Origin of the sequence: Algoriphagus marincola DSM 16067 (assembly GCF_000429405.1) — a bacterium.
Classification (GTDB): Bacteria; Bacteroidota; Bacteroidia; order Cytophagales; family Cyclobacteriaceae; genus Algoriphagus; species Algoriphagus marincola.
In genome coordinates this window covers 371895-390477 of sequence record NZ_KE386897.1, presented here as the reverse complement: position 1 = coordinate 390477, position 18583 = coordinate 371895, and the positions used below count along the sequence as shown (strand labels likewise).

Annotated in this window: 16 protein-coding genes; 12 read left to right on the top strand and 4 right to left on the bottom strand. The window is 43.5% G+C overall.

Annotated features, from left to right (window positions below; translation table 11 throughout):
* The first annotated feature begins 23 nt into the window (after nucleotides 1-23).
* The 4 genes from G457_RS0116790 to G457_RS0116775 all read left to right on the top strand — a co-directional run bounded on the left by G457_RS0116790 (nucleotide 24) and on the right by G457_RS0116775 (nucleotide 5324).
* Nucleotides 24-2051, top strand: coding sequence for a thioredoxin domain-containing protein (locus G457_RS0116790; RefSeq protein ID WP_026947491.1), 2028 nt, complete (start codon nucleotides 24-26; stop codon nucleotides 2049-2051).
* 4 nt (nucleotides 2052-2055) lie between these two features.
* Nucleotides 2056-4575 carry a replication restart helicase PriA gene (gene priA, locus G457_RS0116785; protein ID WP_026947490.1) on the top strand — a complete coding sequence of 840 codons (2520 nt, stop codon included), beginning with the start codon at nucleotides 2056-2058 and terminating at the stop codon, nucleotides 4573-4575.
* Nucleotides 4576-4651: 76 nt separating this feature from the next.
* Nucleotides 4652-4918, top strand: a complete 267-nt coding sequence (locus G457_RS0116780) for a DUF6364 family protein (RefSeq protein ID WP_026947489.1) — start codon at nucleotides 4652-4654, stop codon at nucleotides 4916-4918.
* A complete protein-coding gene (locus G457_RS0116775) occupies nucleotides 4902-5324 on the top strand; it encodes a type II toxin-antitoxin system VapC family toxin (RefSeq protein ID WP_026947488.1) in 423 nt (140 codons plus the stop codon). The genes G457_RS0116780 and G457_RS0116775 overlap by 17 nt, the downstream gene beginning before the upstream one ends.
* Here the strand turns inward: G457_RS0116775 and G457_RS21785 are convergent.
* Nucleotides 5270-6169 carry an alpha/beta hydrolase gene (locus G457_RS21785; RefSeq protein ID WP_035484206.1) on the bottom strand — a complete coding sequence of 300 codons (900 nt, stop codon included), beginning with the start codon at nucleotides 6167-6169 and terminating at the stop codon, nucleotides 5270-5272. The genes G457_RS0116775 and G457_RS21785 overlap by 55 nt on opposite strands.
* 120 nt (nucleotides 6170-6289) lie before the next feature.
* On the opposite strand from G457_RS21785, the gene G457_RS0116765 reads away from it, so the two are divergent.
* From G457_RS0116765 to G457_RS0116750, 4 genes are all read left to right on the top strand, one after another.
* Nucleotides 6290-7372, top strand: coding sequence for an efflux RND transporter periplasmic adaptor subunit (locus G457_RS0116765; protein ID WP_026947487.1), 1083 nt, complete (start codon nucleotides 6290-6292; stop codon nucleotides 7370-7372).
* Between the two features lie 2 nt (nucleotides 7373-7374).
* Entirely contained in the window at nucleotides 7375-8631 is a 1257-nt protein-coding gene (locus G457_RS0116760; RefSeq protein WP_026947486.1) for an ABC transporter permease, read from the top strand.
* Nucleotides 8628-9317, top strand: a complete 690-nt coding sequence (locus G457_RS0116755) for an ABC transporter ATP-binding protein (RefSeq protein WP_026947485.1) — start codon at nucleotides 8628-8630, stop codon at nucleotides 9315-9317. The genes G457_RS0116760 and G457_RS0116755 overlap by 4 nt, the downstream gene beginning before the upstream one ends.
* A gap of 219 nt (nucleotides 9318-9536) precedes the next feature.
* Complete coding sequence (locus G457_RS0116750; RefSeq protein ID WP_026947484.1) at nucleotides 9537-10739, top strand: serine hydrolase domain-containing protein; 1203 nt, start codon at nucleotides 9537-9539, stop codon at nucleotides 10737-10739.
* A gap of 49 nt (nucleotides 10740-10788) precedes the next feature.
* Here G457_RS0116750 and G457_RS0116745 read toward each other — a convergent pair whose 3' ends face one another.
* Both G457_RS0116745 and G457_RS0116740 read right to left on the bottom strand, forming a co-directional pair.
* Nucleotides 10789-11862, bottom strand: a complete 1074-nt coding sequence (locus G457_RS0116745; protein WP_051260874.1) for an agmatine deiminase family protein — start codon at nucleotides 11860-11862, stop codon at nucleotides 10789-10791.
* A 2-nt stretch (nucleotides 11863-11864) separates the two neighbouring features.
* The gene (locus tag G457_RS0116740) at nucleotides 11865-12740 is read right to left on the bottom strand and encodes a carbon-nitrogen hydrolase (protein ID WP_026947482.1); all 876 of its coding nucleotides are present in this window, start codon (nucleotides 12738-12740) and stop codon (nucleotides 11865-11867) included.
* Nucleotides 12741-12890: 150 nt separating this feature from the next.
* Here G457_RS0116740 and G457_RS0116735 point away from each other — a divergent pair, with 150 nt between their 5' ends.
* Together G457_RS0116735 and G457_RS21780 are read left to right on the top strand one after the other, a co-directional pair.
* The gene (locus G457_RS0116735; protein ID WP_162142717.1) at nucleotides 12891-13808 is read left to right on the top strand and encodes a nucleoside hydrolase; all 918 of its coding nucleotides are present in this window, start codon (nucleotides 12891-12893) and stop codon (nucleotides 13806-13808) included.
* 155 nt (nucleotides 13809-13963) lie between these two features.
* Complete coding sequence (locus G457_RS21780; RefSeq protein WP_155847181.1) at nucleotides 13964-14695, top strand: hypothetical protein; 732 nt, start codon at nucleotides 13964-13966, stop codon at nucleotides 14693-14695.
* A gap of 68 nt (nucleotides 14696-14763) precedes the next feature.
* On the opposite strand, the gene G457_RS21775 is transcribed toward G457_RS21780, so the two are convergent.
* Nucleotides 14764-16116, bottom strand: coding sequence for an amidohydrolase family protein (locus tag G457_RS21775; protein WP_051260872.1), 1353 nt, complete (start codon nucleotides 16114-16116; stop codon nucleotides 14764-14766).
* A 145-nt stretch (nucleotides 16117-16261) separates the two neighbouring features.
* Here G457_RS21775 and G457_RS0116720 point away from each other — a divergent pair, with 145 nt between their 5' ends.
* Together G457_RS0116720 and G457_RS0116715 are read left to right on the top strand one after the other, a co-directional pair.
* Nucleotides 16262-17281 (top strand): alpha/beta hydrolase, encoded by a 1020-nt coding sequence (locus G457_RS0116720; protein WP_026947480.1) that lies wholly within the window; start codon nucleotides 16262-16264, stop codon nucleotides 17279-17281.
* An 86-nt stretch (nucleotides 17282-17367) separates the two neighbouring features.
* On the top strand, nucleotides 17368-18558 hold the full coding sequence (locus G457_RS0116715) for an esterase (protein WP_026947479.1): 1191 nt from the start codon (nucleotides 17368-17370) through the stop codon (nucleotides 18556-18558).
* Nucleotides 18559-18583 lie beyond the last annotated feature (25 nt).

Below are 18583 nucleotides of genomic sequence, written 5' to 3'. Positions count from 1 at the left end.
TACCACCTTTCAACTTTCCAACTATGCCAAACCGCCTCGCTAATTCCCAATCCCCCTACCTTCTCCAACACGCCAACAACCCCGTCGATTGGTTTCCTTGGGGTCCGGAAGCACTCGAAAAAGCCAAAAAGGAGAACAAACCTATTCTAGTTTCCATCGGCTATTCCGCTTGCCATTGGTGTCATGTGATGGAACATGAGAGTTTTGAAGATGAGCTGACGGCCGAACTGATGAATGAGCATTTTGTCTGCATCAAAATCGATCGGGAGGAGCGGCCCGACTTGGATAATATCTACATGGATGCCGTGCAGGCCATGGGATTGCAGGGAGGATGGCCCTTGAATGTTTTTCTGATGCCCAACCAAAAACCCTTTTACGGAGGTACCTACTTCAAAAATGAGCAGTGGACACGCTTGCTTGCCAATATCGCAGATGCTTTTAAAAAGCACGAGGATCAGTTGGCGGAAAGTGCCGAAGGATTTGGGCGCTCCCTCAGCCGCTCTGAGATAGAAAAGTACGTAATCAAGGAATCAGAGGAGGATTTTAGTGCGGATGACTTAAGCGAAGTGATCACCAAACTCAGCGCGCAGTTTGACAAGGAATGGGGTGGTATGAACCGCATCCCCAAATTTCCCATGCCGGCAATTTGGGATTTTGCCTTGGACTATGCCATCACCTCCAAAAGGGATGAGCTAAAGGAAGCGGTCTTCTTTACCCTCAAAAAAATCGGAATGGGAGGTATTTATGACCATTTGAGAGGTGGTTTCGCACGCTACTCGGTAGATGGAGAATGGTTTGCCCCACACTTCGAGAAGATGCTCTATGACAATGGGCAACTTTTAAAGCTTTTTGCCAAAGCCTATCAAGTGAGCGGAGACCCATTTTTCTTAGAAAAAGTGAATGAAACGGTCGATTGGCTGGAGGCTGAGATGCTGACTAGCGAAGGAGGTTTCGAAGCAGCCCAAGATGCAGATAGCGAAGGAGTGGAAGGTAAATTCTATACCTGGCGCTATTCCGAATTAGAAAAACTTGTGGGCGATGAGATGCCTTGGCTTCGAAAGCTTTACAATTTGAAAATCCACGGAAATTGGGAAGACGGAGTCAACATCCTTTTTCAAACCTCCTCCTATCGGGAAGTAGCGGAGGAATTCAACATGAGCGAAGCGGAATTGCTCGAAAAATTGAAAGCAATTAAGACTACCCTTTTAGAAAATCGAAATCAGCGCATTTTCCCTGGAAAAGATGATAAGATTCTAGCCGGTTGGAATGGCTTGATGAGCACTGGTTTGATTCAGGCTTATATCGCCACTGGTGAAAGGCGGATGCTGGATTTAGCTTTGAACAATCTGAAATTCATTCAGGAAAAACTGATGGTGGATGGTGTATTATTTCGAAGCTATAAAAATGGACAAGCCTACACTCCTGGATTCTTGGAAGATTACGCAGCCGTCATTGAAGCTGCGCTAAAGGCTTTCGAAGTAAGCGGAAAAAGTGATTTACTGGACTTTGCTAGAACTTTGACGAACTTTAGCTTGGAAAACTTCTATGACGAAAAGGAGGGCTTTTTCTATTTCAATAACCCCAAGGCCGAAAAACTCATCGCCAACAAAAAGGAACTTTTTGACAATGTGATTCCTGCCTCCAATTCCATCATGGCCAGAAATCTCCATCGATTGGCACTATTCACTTATGAGAAAAAATATGGAGAGTTTGCCGAGGCTATGCTTCGAAAGATGAAGGAGCTCATTCTCAAAGAGCCTGGTTTCCTGTGTAATTGGGCAAGTTTACTCTTGGAAACGGTGGTTCCGACGGCAGAGATTGGAATCGTAGGAAAGGGTGCAGAATCCTTGGCATTGGAACTTTTGGAAAAACAGCCCAGCAATATTGCATTGGCTTGGTCAGAAAAATCGACAGAAACTGCCCCGATTTTGAAAGGAAAAACTCCGGATTCGACCGGAAATGCCTTAATTTATGTTTGTTTCGATCATGCCTGCCGAAGACCGGTAAGCCGTGTAGATGAAGCTTTATCGCAAATCCCTTATTTGAACTGACCTAGTGCTGAGCCTTTTTGGAGAAAATGAGATCACCCAAAATGAATCGGGTTTTTCCTTTGCGGACATCATTTTGCCGGTACCCATTCCCAGGATGTTTACCTACAAAATACCCCGAAATCTCTCCTCGGAGATCCAAATCGGTGCACGGGTAATCGTCCAGTTTGGAAGAAAAAAGATTCTAACCGGAATCATCGGAAAGGTTCACAATAAAGCTCCTCAAGCCTACGAGGCCAAGCCTATTTTGGAAGTCCTGGATGAGCGCCCCTCTGTCAATCCCCTTCAGATCCGATTTTGGGCTTGGATGGCCGATTACTATTGCTGCCATATCGGGGAAGTAATGCATGCAGCGCTCCCTTCGGGGCTTCGACTTTCCAGTGAATCAAAGATTCAATCCAATCCGGATTTTGACCGGGAAAACGCTGCCTATCCCCTTGATGAGCGGGAGGAGAAAATCCTCGATGCCCTCGAAAATCAGAAGGAGCTAACTTATGAGGATTGCGAGAAAATCCTTGGAATCAAAACGGTCACACCGATTTTGAAAAGCTTGGTGGCCAAAGAAGCTATTCTGATTTTTGAAAAAGTTCAGGAAAAATACACACCGAAAATCGAAACCCGCATTCGTCTTCGAGAGGATTTGGCTCAGGACAAGAAGGCTTTGGAGGTAATCTTTGAGCAGCTTTCCGGAAAGGAAAAGCAGGAATCCATCCTTTTAAAATACCTGCGGGATGTACCGGTTTTCCAAAAACCTGAACTCAATGAAACGGGACTGGACAAGGCCACGATCTTGGAAGAAGGAGATTCGGAAAGTTCGCTTAAGACCCTGATCAAAAATGGAATATTTGAAAGCTTCAAAGTCACCGTCAACCGCCTCCAAGAGGTAGAACCGGAGCGGGTTCCAGCCCAATTATCTCCTTCTCAGCAGGAGGCTGTAAGTCAAATCAAGAGTCATTTTGAAGAGAAACAGACGGTACTTCTGCATGGGATTACCGGAAGCGGAAAAACAGAAATCTACATCCAACTCATTCAGGAAGTCCTTGAGAGCGGTTCACAAGTTCTACTTTTACTTCCAGAAATTGCTTTAACCACACAGATTGTCAGCAGGTTACAGGAAGTTTTTGGTTCCAAAATGGGAGTCTATCATTCCAAGTATTCCGACAATGAGCGGGTCGAAGTGTGGAATGGGGTTTTGAGCGGACGTTTTTCCTTTGTGGTAGGTGTCCGATCCTCCATCTTTCTACCTTTTGACTCTTTAGGGATGATCATCGTGGATGAGGAGCATGAGGCTAGTTATAAGCAATTTGACCCGGCTCCCCGCTTTCAGGCTCGGGATGCGGCCATTATGCTTTCCTACTTTCATCAGGCTAAGACCTTATTGGGTTCGGCTACTCCTTCCTTTGAATCTTTTTACAATGCCTCGCAAGGGAAATATGGATACGTCGAACTGAAGTATCGTTTTGGTGAAGCCGAACTCCCCGATTATTTTTTGGCAGACTTAGGAGCTGATCGAAGGAAAAATCTTTTGAAACTCGATTCCACAAGACTTTTGAGGGAGAAGATTCAGGAAGCACTGGACAAAAATGAGCAGATATTGATTTTCCAGAACCGAAGAGGATATTCTCCCTATGTGCAATGCGAAGATTGCGGCTGGACTGCGGAATGTGTACAGTGCGACGTCAGTCTGACCTACCATCAATTTACCGAAGAGCTGCGCTGCCATTATTGTGGCTACAAGGAGAAAGTTCCTACCTCCTGCCCTGCTTGTGGCAGCACACAACTTTCTACCAAGGGAATGGGAACCGAGCGGATTGAGGAATCGCTGACCTTACTTTTTCCTGAAGCTCGATTAGGCCGTATGGATTTGGATACGACCCGGAATAAATATGGCTACCAGCGAATTTTAGATGAATTTGGATCGGGACAGATCGATATTTTGGTAGGCACACAGATGATTACCAAAGGCCTGGACTTTGGAAGAGTGACGGTGGTGGGAATTTGGGATGGAGATCGAATCTTGAATTTTCCGGATTTCAGAGCAGGAGAACGGGCCTTTCAGCAGATCACCCAAGTCGCTGGACGAGCCGGTCGAAGAGCCGAAAAGGGAAAAGTCATCATCCAAACCCGCAACCCGGATCAGGATATTTTCGCAAAAGTGATTGCAGGGGATTATGGCTCATTTTTCCAACAGGAAATGGTGGAGAGGCGGAAGTTTTTCTACCCTCCCTATGTCAAACTGGTGAAAATCACGACCCGACATGCAGACTTCAAAACTGCGGAAAAAGCTGCCATCGCCCTTCATCGGGAAATGGCCCAAATTGCTGTCAAAAAGATTGTCTTGGGGCCTGAAAAGGCCATTATTGGAAGAGTCAAAAACCAGTACCAATTCGAAAGCTTAATCAAACTTGATCGATCTGGTGCTACCCAAACCACCTTTAAGGAAAAACTTGCAGAGATCACAGAAGAGCTTCAATCCCGACCAGAGTTCCGGTCCGTTCGCTGGATAGTGGATGTGGACCCGAGTTAGGATGACAACTAACTGAAAATGAACTTTTTGTAGAAAATCTAAATTATGCGTATAATTATAAATAAATACGCATTAAATGAAGAAGCGCCTAAATATTACCATTGACGAAAAGCTGCTTGAGAAAATCAAACAGTATGCAGCCAAAGAAGAAACCAGTATTTCAAGTTTGGTAGAAGAGCATTTTGAAAAGCTAGTTAGCCGGAAAACAGGACTTCCCGAAGGAATGTCCCTAGTTGAGTACATGCAGTCACTGCCAAAATTTGATTTTCCCGAGGATTTCGACTACAAAGAAGAGTACTACAAAGCTAAAGCTAAAAAATGGGGCTATGAAGATCTTCTTTGATGTAAATGTAGTACTTGATATTGCAATTAAGAGGACAGATAAACCTGAAGTTTTTGGGAAAATTACGAGAAGCTTAGAGACAGGAAAAATTACCGGATTTATCACAACAGGTCTTATTCAAACTGCCTCTTATTTCCTTTTAAAATACCTAGACTATGAAAAAACTAAGGAAATATTAAAAGTAATAGTCCCTCTTTTTCAATTTGTAGAAGGTGATGGCAATGATGTCTTAAATGCTCTTCGCATGAATTCAAAAGATATTGAGGACACTATTTTTTACCAAATTGCTTTTTCAAATCAGATAGAAGCCATCGTTACTTCCGACCGGGATTTTCTCAAGCTCTCCAATACTTATTTACCCGTGGTCTCTCCTGAGGAACTCGTACGCATGCTTTCCTCAGACTGAGATTGAATAAAACCTAAAACATCATCGTAGCCTTTGCTCCATGTCCAGAAGTATTGCGTGACCATGGGAATATGCTTGGTTTTAGGATAAAAAGAATAGGTCAAGTCCACTCCTTTTTCCTCAGCTGCCTCCCGAAATCGCTCCACTGTCAATCGAATACCCGGGTAGGTCTTTTCTCCCTCCATCAATAATAGCGGCACTTCATTTTCATCCAAAAAATAAACTGGAGAGTAAGCTTTCCAAACTTCCGGATTGTCTGTAAAAGCGTCATAATTATCTGTGCCATTGGGTCTGTCCCGCATCTGCTCTAGAAACCAATACCAATCCAAACCCGCCGGATCATTCAGGATGGCACCTTTGATAGGATTGGATCTGCCGAGTTCTTCCCAAGGCTCCTTTTTGATGGCTGCTAGAGCCGCCAAATGACCACCTGCCGAATGGCCCGAAACAAAGATTTGATCAGGATCTCCACCAAAGTCGGAAATATTCTTTTCTACCCATTCTACTGCTAAAACTGTCGCTTTTTCCATATCGTCTACCTGATAATCAGGCGCCAAAGGATAATCAATAATTACCGTCACCACATCTCTTCGAGCCAGTCGATTTCCCATAAAATCATAAATCTCCTTCCGCCCCTTATTCCAACTTCCCCCATGGATAAATATCAAAACAGGAAGATTCGAGGCTTTTCTGGGTGAAAAGACATTCAACTCTTTGGCAGGTAGGTCATAGGAATTATCAGCTTCGATGTAGGGAATATTCTTTTCCCGAACCACACCTTTGAAAGCGCATGACTGAATAGCGAAAAGAAAAACTGCCAAGAAAAGCGGAGAATATTTTTCCATCCTTGAAGAACCGTGATTAGAATCCTTTGTTTGATTTGAATTTGTGAGTAAGTTGACAATTATCATGAAAATCCTGCTAAAAACAGGTTTCTTTTGGTAGATATTCTTTTCAAAACAAACATGAGCCGTTCGAAACTTCTAAGCATCCTGGCATTTTGGGGTCTTTTCTCCTGTATGCCGTCCGAGGAAGAAACCACTACCCCTTTCATTAGCGACATTACCGAATCTGTCTATGCTTCAGGCAATATCAAAGCCTTAAATCAATATGAAGCTTTTGCCAACGGAACAGGGCCTATTCAAGAAATTTTTGTCAAGGAAGGTGACTTGGTAGAAGTTGGGACACCTATTCTGGCGGTGTATAATGAACGGGAGCGATTAAGCAGAGAAAATGCCGAATTGGCTCAGGCATTTGCTGATTACCAACAGAATCAAAGTAAGCTCCGCGATCTACAGTTGGCCATTGATTTTGCCAAAAGTAGGTTGCAAAATGACTCCCTACTCTACGCCCGTCAGCAAAATCTCTGGAAGCAAAATATCGGAACCATCGTAGAATTGGAGCAACGGAAACTGGCCTACGAAAACTCCAAAAACAACTATCAGTCGGCACTGCTTCGATATCAGGATGTGGAGCGTGAGATTCAGTTTAACTCCCGAAGTGCCGCCAAGTCTGCTGCCATCAGCCGGGCCTTAGAAAGTGACTTCGTGCTGAAAAGCCAAATTAATGGTCGAGTCTATTCTCTTCCCAAGGAAAAAGGGGAAATGGTGGGACCGCAAACAGTAGTGGCAGTCATTGGTGATGCTGAAAAATTTATCATGGAGTTACAAGTGGATGAATATGACATTGCCAAGGTAAAGCTCGATCAGGAAGTAGTGGTGAGTATGGATAGCTACGCAGGCGAAGTTTTTGAAGGAAAGGTGACGAAAATCTATCCCTTGATGGACACCAAATCCAAGAGTTTTCAGGTAGAGGCTACATTCACCAATACCCCAGCTTCCTTATACCCTAATCTGAGTCTAGAAGCAAATATTCTGACTTCTGCTGTTGAAAATGCGCTAGTTATTCCTAGAAGTTACCTGATTGGCGATTCAGAGGTGATTCTCTCTGATGGAGATACGGTCGCTGTTAAAGTGGGGATCCGAAACTTCCAGTATGCCCAAATTCTGGAAGGAATTACCGAAACCACCGAAATCATCAAGCCATGAAGATGAAGTGGTCACTGATTTTTGAAATTTCCACCGCTTTGATGCTGGCGAGATTCAAACAGACCGCTATTGCAGCAGTTGGCGTACTTTTCAGCATCACCATGTTTGTGGCCTTGCTGGGATTTATGAATGGATTGAATACTATGCTCGATGGATTAGTGCTCAATCGTACACCGCACATCCGCTTTTACAATGAAATCAAACCCAACCCCAATCAACCTATTGATCAGAAGGGAGAGTTTGCCGATGGCTGGAATGTGATCCGATCCATCAAGCCTTCTACCAGTCGCTTAGCCATTCACAATGCCAGTAAAATCATTCAGGATTTGGAGGAGGATTCAAGGGTTTTGGGGGTCAGCCGAAAGATTTCCTCGCAGGTTTTTTTCAATGTCGGCACCATCGATCTCACTGGCTTGGTCAATGGTATCGATGTGGAAAAAGAAACCCAACTTTTTGCGTTTTCAGACTATGTAACGGCTGGAAATCTGGAGGAATTGGTTCAAAACAATACCATTATACTCGGTAAAGGACTGGCAGATCGCATGCTCGCTGATATCGGTGATGTGATTCAGGTTACCACCTCCCAAGGCAATCGAATCCAATTGAAGGTAGTGGGCTACTATCAATCCGGATTGGGAGACTATGACAATGCCAATAGCTTTGCCTCCATCGCCACTGTACAAAAAATGCTGGGTGAGCCTCCCTCCTTTATCACCGATATCCAGGTAAAACTCAAAAACTTAGATCTCGCCCCTTCCATGGCACGGGAACTAGAGTCCATTTACGGAATCGATGCAGACGATATTCAGACGGTGAATGCTCAATTTGAAACAGGCACACAGATTCGTTCCCTGATCAGTTATGCAGTTGGCATTACCCTCTTGGTCGTTTCCGGTTTTGGGATTTACAATATTCTCAATATGATGATCTATGAAAAGCTGGACACGATCGCCATTTTGAAGGCTATTGGTTTTAGCGGTTCAGATGTCAACCGGATTTTCATCACCATCGCCTTGACTATTGGATTGGTAGGCGGGACTTTGGGATTGCTCTTTGGTTTTTTGGCCTGTCTGGGGATCGATCAGGTTCCTTTTGAGACAGAGGCTCTCCCGACGATCAAAACCTTCCCGGTGGACTACAATCCGCAGTATTACCTTATCGGAGGAATATTTAGCATTATCACCACCTATCTGGCCGGGTATTTTCCGGCCAAAAAAGCCAGTGGAGTAGATCCTGTAGATATCATCAGAGGAAAATGAGCAAGACTAAAAAGACGGTTCTACAAGCCGAAAATATCGACAAATACTTTTACAGCCCAGTGAAGAATCAGGTACTCAAGCAGGTCTCCTTCACCATCAATCGGGGAGAATTCGTGTCGGTTGTCGGCAAATCAGGCTGTGGCAAATCTACGCTGCTCTACATCCTATCTACCATGGACACGGATTATCAAGGCAAGCTGCACCTGGATCAGGAATTAATCAGCGACAAAAACCATGACCACTTGGCACGTATCCGAAATGAGAAAATCGGATTTGTGTTTCAGTTTCATTATTTGCTGAATGAGTTTTCAACTTTGGAAAATGTCATGATTCCAGGCTTAAAACTAGGTAAGTACTCCCGAGAAGAGTTGGAGCATCGCGCGATGGAAAAGCTAAAAATATTCGAAATGGAAGACCATGCGCTGAAAAAGGCCAATCAGCTTTCCGGAGGCCAAAAGCAACGCGTAGCCATTGCCCGTGCGCTAATCAATGACCCCTTGCTAATCATGGGCGATGAACCTACCGGTAATTTGGACAAGAAAAACTCCGATATTGTCTTTAATAAGTTTAAAGAACTGGCTGAAGAATTCAACCAAACCATGCTGATCGTCACCCATGATCCGGAATTTGCAGCGGGAACCCATCGAATTATTGAGATGGAGGATGGACGAGTTATCAAATCGTAAATACCACTAATTTTAAATTAACTATGAAATCGAGCATGATGTGGCCATTACACTTTGATATGACTATCAAGATGCGAGATTCCATCTGACCTCTAAAAAACAAATTATAAACAGATGAAATCGAGCATGACCCAAAGCGAAACACAGTGGTATGCCCCGATGGATCGGGGAATGCTTGCGAAGATTCCATGTGGCCATTAAAAATCAAATTATAAACACATGAAAAAATTAACCCTTTTTGTTCTTTTCTTAGCCATCAGCGCTTCCGCCCTACTAGCGCAAAGTCAATTATCACAGGAACGACTCAAACGCTATGATCAATTCTTAGAAACCGAAATTAATGCAGGGAAAATCCCCGGTGCAGTCGTCCTGATTTATAAAGATGGAGAAAAAGCTTATGAAAAAGCTTTTGGAATGAGCGATATAGAAGCTCAAAAACCCATGCAAAGCGATCAAATTTTTTACATTCAGTCTATGACCAAGCCTATTGCTACCGTGGCTTTGATGATGTTATATGAGGAGGGGAAATTTTTCTTGACAGACCCAGTCGAAAATTATATTCCAGAATTCAAAAACCTTCAAGTTCTGAAAGATCCTGAGGATGGAAAAAATGGAGAAACAGTACCAGCAAAACAAAAGATCACGATTTCACAAATTCTAAGTCACACTGCTGGCTTTTCTCACGGATTGGGATCTACACAACAAGAAATTGATGTAAGGGATGCACTCTATGCTCAGCCACATGCAACTATTGAATCCCGGGTAAAAGCACTTGCCAGTATTCCATTAATTGGGCAACCGGGGGAGCAGTGGTATTATTCTGCTTCTCCAGACATAGCAGCTAGGATGGTGGAAATTTTCTCAGGGAAGCCATTTGATCAATTCTTAAAGGAAAGACTTTTCGATCCTTTGGGCATGAAGGATACGGGCTACAACCTTAACGATGAACAGGCAAAACGCATGGTGTCCCTTCATGGGTATTCCAAGGAAGGGGTACTTATCAAAATGCCAAATCAAACCAAAACTTCTGGAAATAGGGTTTTTGGAGGTACTCATGGGCTATTTTCTACAGCGCAAGATTACTCCATTTTTGCCAGAATGCTTCTCAATGGTGGAGAATGGAATGGTAAACAATATCTTAGTCCAAAAACAATTGAACTGATGACCCAAAATCATATTGACGGACTTAGCTACAACCCAGGATATGGCTTTGGCTTAGGTTTTGGGCTATTGGTCGATCTGGCAGATGCTGACCTAATAGGGTCTGAGGGACAATATTTTTGGAATGGAGCTTATTGCACTTACTTTTTTATAGATCCTAAGGAAAACATAGTATCCTTTCTCATGACCCAAAACAGTCAATTCACTAGCTTTTATGGTGATAAAATGAGACAAATGGTCTACCAAGCTATTATTGAGTAAACCAAAAGGCCCTTGAATATCAAGGGCCTTTTTAGCTTATAATATATTTCTAAACAGCCGGTTCCTGCTGACTTAGACAGTGAAAACTCCCCAATCCCCAGATGATATCCGTACTATCGATTCCAATAACTCGTCTTTCCGGAAAGCAATCATTCAGGATATCAAGAGCTTTCTGATCCTTTTTATCCCGAAAAGTCGGCACCACCACCACTTCATTCCCTATGTAGAAATTGGCATAGGAAGCAGGAAGCCGCTGATCTTCCCAGATCACGGGACTAGGCATGGGAAGCTCTACAATATTCAACTGCTTGCCGTTTTCCAGACGCATCTTCTTTAGCATTTCAAGGTTTTCGGCCAGAATCTCGTGGTTTTCGTCGGATTTGTTTTCCTCCACCACGGTCACCACGGTATCTTCATTTACGAATCGGGTGATGTCGTCGATATGCCCATCCGTATCATCCCCGATGATGCCATCTCCAACCCATAAAATATGCTTCACTCCATAATAGTCACAGAGGTATTTTTCGATTTGAGCTTGGCTGAGGTGTGGGTTACGGTTCTCATTCAGGAGACAAGCCGTCGATGTCAAAAGTGTTCCTTTCCCATTGAATTCCACCGAACCGCCCTCCATGACAATTCCCGGCTTGAAGCAGGGAAGGTTCAATTCTTCTGCTATTCGGATGGGAATCTGATTATCCAGATCGTAAGGAGGATACTTATCTCCCCAGGCATTGTAATTCCACTTGACGATGGCTTTTTTCTGTTCTGATTTGGGATTGATCAGAAAGGCAGGTCCATGGTCTCTACACCAAGCATCATTCGTTGGGAAAAAGTGAAAGAATATCTTGCTCAGGTCCGCTCCGGCTTTTTCCAGATGTGCCAAAGCAAAGGCTTTCATGGCTTCATCAGCCACATTGATATTCACTTTTTGGCCTTTGGCTACTTCGGTGATAAACTGGGAATAGGGTGCAAAAATCGTCTCGATTTTTCCCGGCCAGCTTGCCTCCTTATGCGGCCAAGACAACCACATGGACTCCTGAGGAGCGAATTCCGCCGGGAAATAATAACCCAATTCGGCAGGAGTTGCTGCGCCGGTTTTCGCCAATTCAAATACATCAGCCATCTTTATTCCTCGTCTAGGTAACGCTTGGTAATCGGTTCGTAACTATCAATGCGGCGATCTCGGAGAAAAGGCCAATGCGTACGGTATCGATCCGACCCAGTCAGATCCAGTTCTTCCACATGCACTTCCTCCTCCAGATGAGGGGCTTTGTACACCACCCGACCAAAAGAGTTGGCTACAAAAGACCCTCCCCAAAACTGCATCTCACCTTCTACGCCTGTACGGTTAACAGATACCACCGGAACTCCATTAGCGACGGCATGGGAGCGCTGAATTGTTTGCCAAGCGCCATATTGCTCATCATTGGTGAGTTGGTCCTGATCCTTATGCCAACCGATGGCCGTAGGATACACCAAAAAGTCTGCGCCTTTCAAAGCAGTAATACGAGCCGCCTCCGGATACCACTGATCCCAGCAGATCAGCACGCCGATCTTGCCAAATTTGGTTGGGAAAACCTTATAACCCAAATCGCCCGGGGTGAAGTAAAACTTCTCAAAATAGCCCGGATCGTCAGGGATATGCATTTTTCGATATTTGCCAAGGTAAGTTCCGTCAGCATCTAGAACTGCTGTGGTATTGTGATAAAGCCCTTCCGCACGCTTTTCAAAAAGGGAAGCGACAATCACTACGCCTAGTTCTTTGGCCAAAGCACCCAGGGAATCTGTAGAAGGTCCAGGAATAGCTTCCGCTAATTTGAAGTTTTCATAATCCTCCACATCGCAGAAGTAGAGCGATCTAAAAAGTTCTTGCAGGACAACCACTTGAGCGCCTTTTTGGGCGGCAGTACGGATTCCTGCGATGGTTTTCTTCATATTTTCGGCCACATCCCCAGAGCAACTGAGCTGAACGAGACCTACTTTGACGTTTTTATTTGACACGGCTGAAGGGTTTAATTTCTGCTGTAAAGGTACGGGAGTGAAAAGGGAATGGCAAATAGGATTTGGAATTGGAAAATTGAAAAATTGAAAAATTTAAAGATTTTCGCATTTTGGATGAAAGTTCAGAAGGAGAAATTAAGAACAAATCGAATGAATCAATTAGTAGTATTTTTAAGCATTTATTTCTATATAAACTTTAATTATCAAGAGATAAATAAGATCCCCTTAATTATCGATGCTGACACAGCTAATGAAGTAGATGATTTGTTTGCTTTGGTCGGAGCTATGAGCTCAGAAAAATTAGAAATCAGAGGAATCAGTTCTGCTCAATTTCACATTTCTCCATTAGCGAGTGATTCGACTGTCTTGGAAAGCCAAGAAATCAATGAGCGCTTGGTAGAACTGGCAAACCGAAAAGATATTCCTCTTCCCATTGGTTCGAATTTTCCACTTCGATCCAAATCAGAAGCACAGCGATCGCCGGCCTCTGATTTTATCATTCAGGAGGCTATGGCAATGAAAGGGAATGAAAAATTGAATTTGGTCATTTTGGGAAGCTGTACCAATGTTGCTTCTGCCATTTTACAGGAGCCCCGAATCATTCCTAAAATCAAGGTTCACTACTTAGGAATCTGGCATGATCCTGAAAAAAACACATTTGACAAGAAGGAATTCAACTCAGGAAACGATACGCTTGCGGTTAATATTCTCTTAGATACGCCTAATTTGGATCTGACGATTATGTCCGCTACCACTAGTCAGCATTTAGTTTTTGAAAAGGAAATAGTGGATCAACACCTCAAGGGTAAATCCGAATTAGGGGACTATTTGGTAGATCGATGGGAGAGTTACCATCGCTGGTGGACACAGGAAGATCCCGAAAAAAAGCGCTGGATCATGTGGGATGTGGCGATCATTGAGGCGCTGATTCACCCTGAATGGGCAAAAGCCGAGGAGTTTTGGACACCTGAGGAAAACACCCGTCGGAAAGTGAAAATATATACCTCGATTGAAACAGAATTAATGGAAGAAGATTTTTGGAAACGATTAAATGAAACTATTGAATAAGGTAGGTTAATTATAATTCAAAGTGTTCTATGCAGTTAAGGTTTTCTTTACTCCTAATTTTTCTATTTTTATCATTTTCGGTTATTGGCCAAACCGAAGAAACCTTTCTTAAAATTCCTGAAAGAAAAGCAAATGCAGAAAGGGGTTCAGAGTTTATGCACCGAATCAAATCTCTGCCTCTTTCTGAGCGAGAAGAAGAAATCTATAAGGCCTTATCCTCAGGTAATTTGCCTGATTTTTTAAGAAAACCGGTCATATTGAAGGGGAGTTTTAAAGATGCATTAGGAGAGGAGCATGAAGTGATTTACCAGGCTATGCCCGACTATTTAGCGGTAGGTTCAAATGAAGATTATTGCCGAATCCCCATGAATCCACATACAGCTCAAAAACTTGCCGATTTATTTGGAGGATCGTTGATTACTGCAAAAATCAGCGATCATATTTACGATCATGCCACCATCAAATTGGCTCCATTTTTTTACAAACCAGTGGCCAATCAAAATGAAAGCGTAGAAAAATTTGTCGAACACAACAACCAGATCGAATTGCAAAAAAAGGAAGCAGGTGGGCAAAACGGACAACTCATTGCCGGAATCAAAAAGGACATTATTCTATCCCATCAACTCAGTGACTTATCCAATAAAGTTATCATCTATGGATGGCATCAATTGGATGGAAAACCCATACAGCCAGTCTATGCGGGGCACGTTGAGTGGTATGTGGATTACAGCCATGGAATTCGGCTGGTCAGTCAACTAGTCAAAGTTGATGGAAAGGAAATTCCAATTTCCCGGATTTTGAGTGATCCGATTTTATTTAAGCTCATAAGTGATGAAGAAGAACCGGTGCTCCAAACCAGATATCTTGAAAAAAATAGTCAGCAATAATCTGAAGATAACACTTGAACCAAACTTCTTTTGATTTTTCACAAAGGGAAGTCATCTCAAGACCCAAATTACTCCAAAGGCCCCAGCTTCCCCTTAGCGGCATTTTTCAGATCATGCGAGGAATAAAACTTCCCTCCTTTGATCACCGTGTGTACACTGCGGGTTCGATTAATATCTTCGATAGGATTTCCCCGAATGACCATTATATCCGCCCATTTGCCAGGGCTGATGCTACCCGCTTTGTCAGCTATTCCAAGAGCCTCCGCATTTTGTTGAGTGGCTAAATAAATCACCTCTCCAGCAGGAATCCCGATCTCGACCATTGCTGCCATTTCCCGATGAATGAAAAAACCACCTATCCCTCCACCCAGGTAATTATCCAAAAGTAAGGGTCTATCGGTACCTACGGTAATTAAGCCACCGGCATCATAAAAGCGCTTGAGTGTTTGCTGCTTCACCGGATAGATCAAAGCACAAAGCTCATTAAAGGCAGAAGCTGTTTTGGATCGAATAATATCACGGGTATAGGGCGTGAAATATTCATTCTCAATCGCGAAGTCAAAGAAAATGGGCGAATCAACCATGCCAATTGCTCCATAGGTAGCCAATGTGGCGTCAAAGTAAACCCCATTATCGATATACAATTGAATAATCTCATCCAACCTTGGATCTGAGGGATCTAGAGACTTTAAACTTTGATAGGCGTCTACCGAATCCGCTAATAATCTTCCACCCAAAAAATGTTCGACACGATCAATTCCCATTTCAATGGCTTCCTGAGGATTGACGGAGTTTCGGTAGCCGGAATTCAAATGCCCGGTGACAGTCAGTCCATGCTTGTGAGCCTGATCGATCAATACTTTGAGTTGCTCTGCATTTACACCCTTGGCTTTAAAACCATAAGCTCCCCGCCTAGCCCACTCATCGACTCGTTGCCTAATTTGAGACTCTGAAATATCCGGGTTCCAATCGGGTGCTGCTGTGCCAAAGTATGGACCCGAGTGGAGTATTCTAGGCCCAGGGATTTGTCCTGCATCGATTTTTTGCTGCAAATCCCACATTTTCTCCGGTTCAATTTCACCTGCGGGAAAGGTGCTGGTGACTCCATTTGCCAGAAAAATCTTTGGCATCGCTACCGTATCATCATAGGCCTTCCCCTCATAGCTTACCCGATAGTGGGCATGCAGGTCGATTAGACCCGGCAGAATATAATCCTCATCTGAAAGCTTCTTGACCTGCCAGTTGGTGATATTTTCGCTGCCCGTTCCAAATAAGCCGTTGACCACATAAATGGCCGAATTCTTTTTAAAGGCCTTAGTCTCGGTATCATAAACCCAGCCTCCGGTGATTATCTGATATTGGGAAAAAGCTGGGAATGTGGTGAAAATCAGAAAAAGCGAAAGGAAAAGAGGTTTTTTCATTTGTGAAATTAAAAATATTAGACGATTGAATTTAAGTAAATCTTTATCAAAAAAGCGAATATCAGTATAAATCCATATTTATAAATACCCTTTGCCAATCTCCCGATAAAACCTACTTTTAATCAACCTTAAACCCATTAAAACCATGAAAAAACTACTTTTACTCACCGCTCTAGTGATGATGAGTTTCTCCTTTGTAAATGCTCAAAAAGGAACTAAAGAACGAATCAAAATCCATAGTCAAGCTTTAGAAGGCAACCTCATTGGCGATCCTGCCGAACGAGATGTAACTGTCTACCTCCCTCCCTCCTATGCCTCCAATCCTAACCAACGTTTTCCCGTGCTATACATGCTCCACGGGTTCACTGATACCGATTCCCAGTGGTTTGGTTGGGAAGATCATTGGATCAACTTGCAGGATGTAATCGAGGAATCCATAGCGGAGGGACTTTCCAAAGAAATGATTGTGGTTATGCCCAATGCCTACAACACATTCAAAGGCAGCATGTATGCAAGCTCAGCCACGATCGGCGACTGGGAAACTTTCGTCACCCAGGAATTAGTCAGCTACGTGGACGAAAACTACCGAACCATCCCGGATAGAAATAGCAGAGGACTTGCCGGTCACTCCATGGGAGGCTATGGCACCTTGCGATTAGGTATGGAAAATCCGGATATCTATGCTGCTATTTATGCCTTGAGTCCTTGCTGTATGGATGGAGCAGCGTCAACCAATCCAGAATTGATGAAAAAACTCGAAAGTCTTACTCCGGATCAATTGGCAGAAACTTCCTTTTTCGAAATAGCGGCTTTGGCTACTTCAGCGGCTTTTGCTCCAAATCCACAAAATCCACCACTCTATCTTGACCTTCCTGCAAAAGATGGGGAGCCCCAGCAAGAGGTCATCAATAAAATAATCGCAAACCGTACCCTTAACTTTGTAGATCAGTACATTATGAATCTGAAAAAATTCAAGGCAATCGGGATGGATGCTGGACTCCAGGATCGAGGAATCAGCGAGGCTACAAAAAAGCTGCACGAGCTGCTGGAATCTTTCGAGGTTCCTCATTTCTATGAAAGTTATGAAGGGGATCACCTCAATCGGATTGCCGAACGCATCAAAACCAAAGCTTTACCTTTCTTTTCAGAAAGCCTCCTCTTCTAAATAGGTCTATTTCCCAAAAAAGACGTCTAGGTTTTCTGAAATTGAATTCCTATTTTTCCAAAATGAAACAATAGACTTAGAAATCCATGAAAAAATTACTTCTTCTCTCCAATTTCCTTTTTGTGCTTGCCTTGAGTTCGACCGCTCAGGAAGCCTTATTTAATGCGCAGCAAATCGTTTCTCCGGAAACCCATGAGGACAATTCAGTTACATTCCGCCTTTTTGCTCCCAATGCTGAAACTGTGGAAATAACCGGTGATTTCCTTCCAACAACCAAGGTGGAGACGCCCATGGGAGAAATGGACGGTCCTGGTAAAGTAGAATTGAGCAAAGATGAAAACGGCCTCTGGAGCTACACTTCCGAAACACTAGGCCCTGAGCTTTACAATTATGCATTTTTGATTGACGGGTTCCGGACAACCGACCCCAACAATCCATTCTTAATCCGTGATGTCGCAAGCTCTACGAATATTTTTATCATCGGAGGCGGACATGCCGAACTCTACAAAACCAATGACATCCCCCACGGCTCTGTCACCAGGAGATGGTATGATTCCCCGGGACTGGATATGGATAGAAGAATCACGATTTATACACCGCCGGGTTATGAAAAATCATCTGCAGAATATCCTGTACTTTATCTATTACATGGAGCAGGTGGAGACGAGGAAGCCTGGATATCCTTGGGCCGTACTGCCCAAATCATGGATAACCTGATTGCCCAGGGAAAAGCCAAACCCATGATCGTCGTGATGCCAAATGGTAATGTGATTCAGGACGGAGCTCCCGGGGAGGGAAGCAGAAATTATTACAAGCCACAATTCATGATCCCCAAAACAATGGATGGAACCTATGAAGGAGCTTTTGAGGATATTATCAATTTTGTGGAAAGCAATTATCGGGTAAAAGCGAATAAAGAAAATCGCGCTATTGCAGGCCTTTCAATGGGAGGTTTCCACACGCTTCATATTTCCAGATACTATCCAAATACTTTTGATTATATCGGCCTTTTCTCGGCAGCCATTATGCCACGGGAAGATGCTACTGGAAAGGTTTACAGCGATTTTGATCAAACCCTGCAAGTCCAAATGGAAAATGGCTACAAACTCTACTGGATCGCTATCGGAAAAACCGACTTTCTATACGATGCCAATACTGCTTATCGAGCCAAACTGGACGGAATGAATATGCCTTACGAATATGTAGAATCTGAAGGAGGACATACTTGGAGAAATTGGCGAGTCTATTTAAGTCAATTTGCTCCACAGCTTTTTTAAAAAAAATCAAACAACCACCAACGCA

Excerpts from the sequence above, each read along its gene's own strand:
- G457_RS0116765 (WP_026947487.1), top strand. The coding sequence starts at position 6,290 with ATGAGCCGTTCGAAACTTCTAAGCATCCTGGCATTTTGGGGTCTTTTC.
- G457_RS0116745 (WP_051260874.1), bottom strand. The coding sequence starts at position 11,862 with ATGGCTGATGTATTTGAATTGGCGAAAACCGGCGCAGCAACTCCTGCC.
- G457_RS0116720 (WP_026947480.1), top strand. The coding sequence starts at position 16,262 with ATGAAAAAACTACTTTTACTCACCGCTCTAGTGATGATGAGTTTCTCC.
- G457_RS0116735 (WP_162142717.1), top strand. The coding sequence starts at position 12,891 with ATGAATCAATTAGTAGTATTTTTAAGCATTTATTTCTATATAAACTTT.
- G457_RS0116750 (WP_026947484.1), top strand. The coding sequence starts at position 9,537 with ATGAAAAAATTAACCCTTTTTGTTCTTTTCTTAGCCATCAGCGCTTCC.
- G457_RS0116780 (WP_026947489.1), top strand. The coding sequence starts at position 4,652 with ATGAAGAAGCGCCTAAATATTACCATTGACGAAAAGCTGCTTGAGAAA.
- G457_RS0116760 (WP_026947486.1), top strand. The coding sequence starts at position 7,375 with ATGAAGTGGTCACTGATTTTTGAAATTTCCACCGCTTTGATGCTGGCG.
- G457_RS0116715 (WP_026947479.1), top strand. The coding sequence starts at position 17,368 with ATGAAAAAATTACTTCTTCTCTCCAATTTCCTTTTTGTGCTTGCCTTG.
- G457_RS21775 (WP_051260872.1), bottom strand. The coding sequence starts at position 16,116 with ATGAAAAAACCTCTTTTCCTTTCGCTTTTTCTGATTTTCACCACATTC.
- G457_RS21785 (WP_035484206.1), bottom strand. The coding sequence starts at position 6,169 with ATGGAAAAATATTCTCCGCTTTTCTTGGCAGTTTTTCTTTTCGCTATT.
- G457_RS21780 (WP_155847181.1), top strand. The coding sequence starts at position 13,964 with ATGCACCGAATCAAATCTCTGCCTCTTTCTGAGCGAGAAGAAGAAATC.
- G457_RS0116775 (WP_026947488.1), top strand. The coding sequence starts at position 4,902 with ATGAAGATCTTCTTTGATGTAAATGTAGTACTTGATATTGCAATTAAG.
- G457_RS0116755 (WP_026947485.1), top strand. The coding sequence starts at position 8,628 with ATGAGCAAGACTAAAAAGACGGTTCTACAAGCCGAAAATATCGACAAA.
- G457_RS0116790 (WP_026947491.1), top strand. The coding sequence starts at position 24 with ATGCCAAACCGCCTCGCTAATTCCCAATCCCCCTACCTTCTCCAACAC.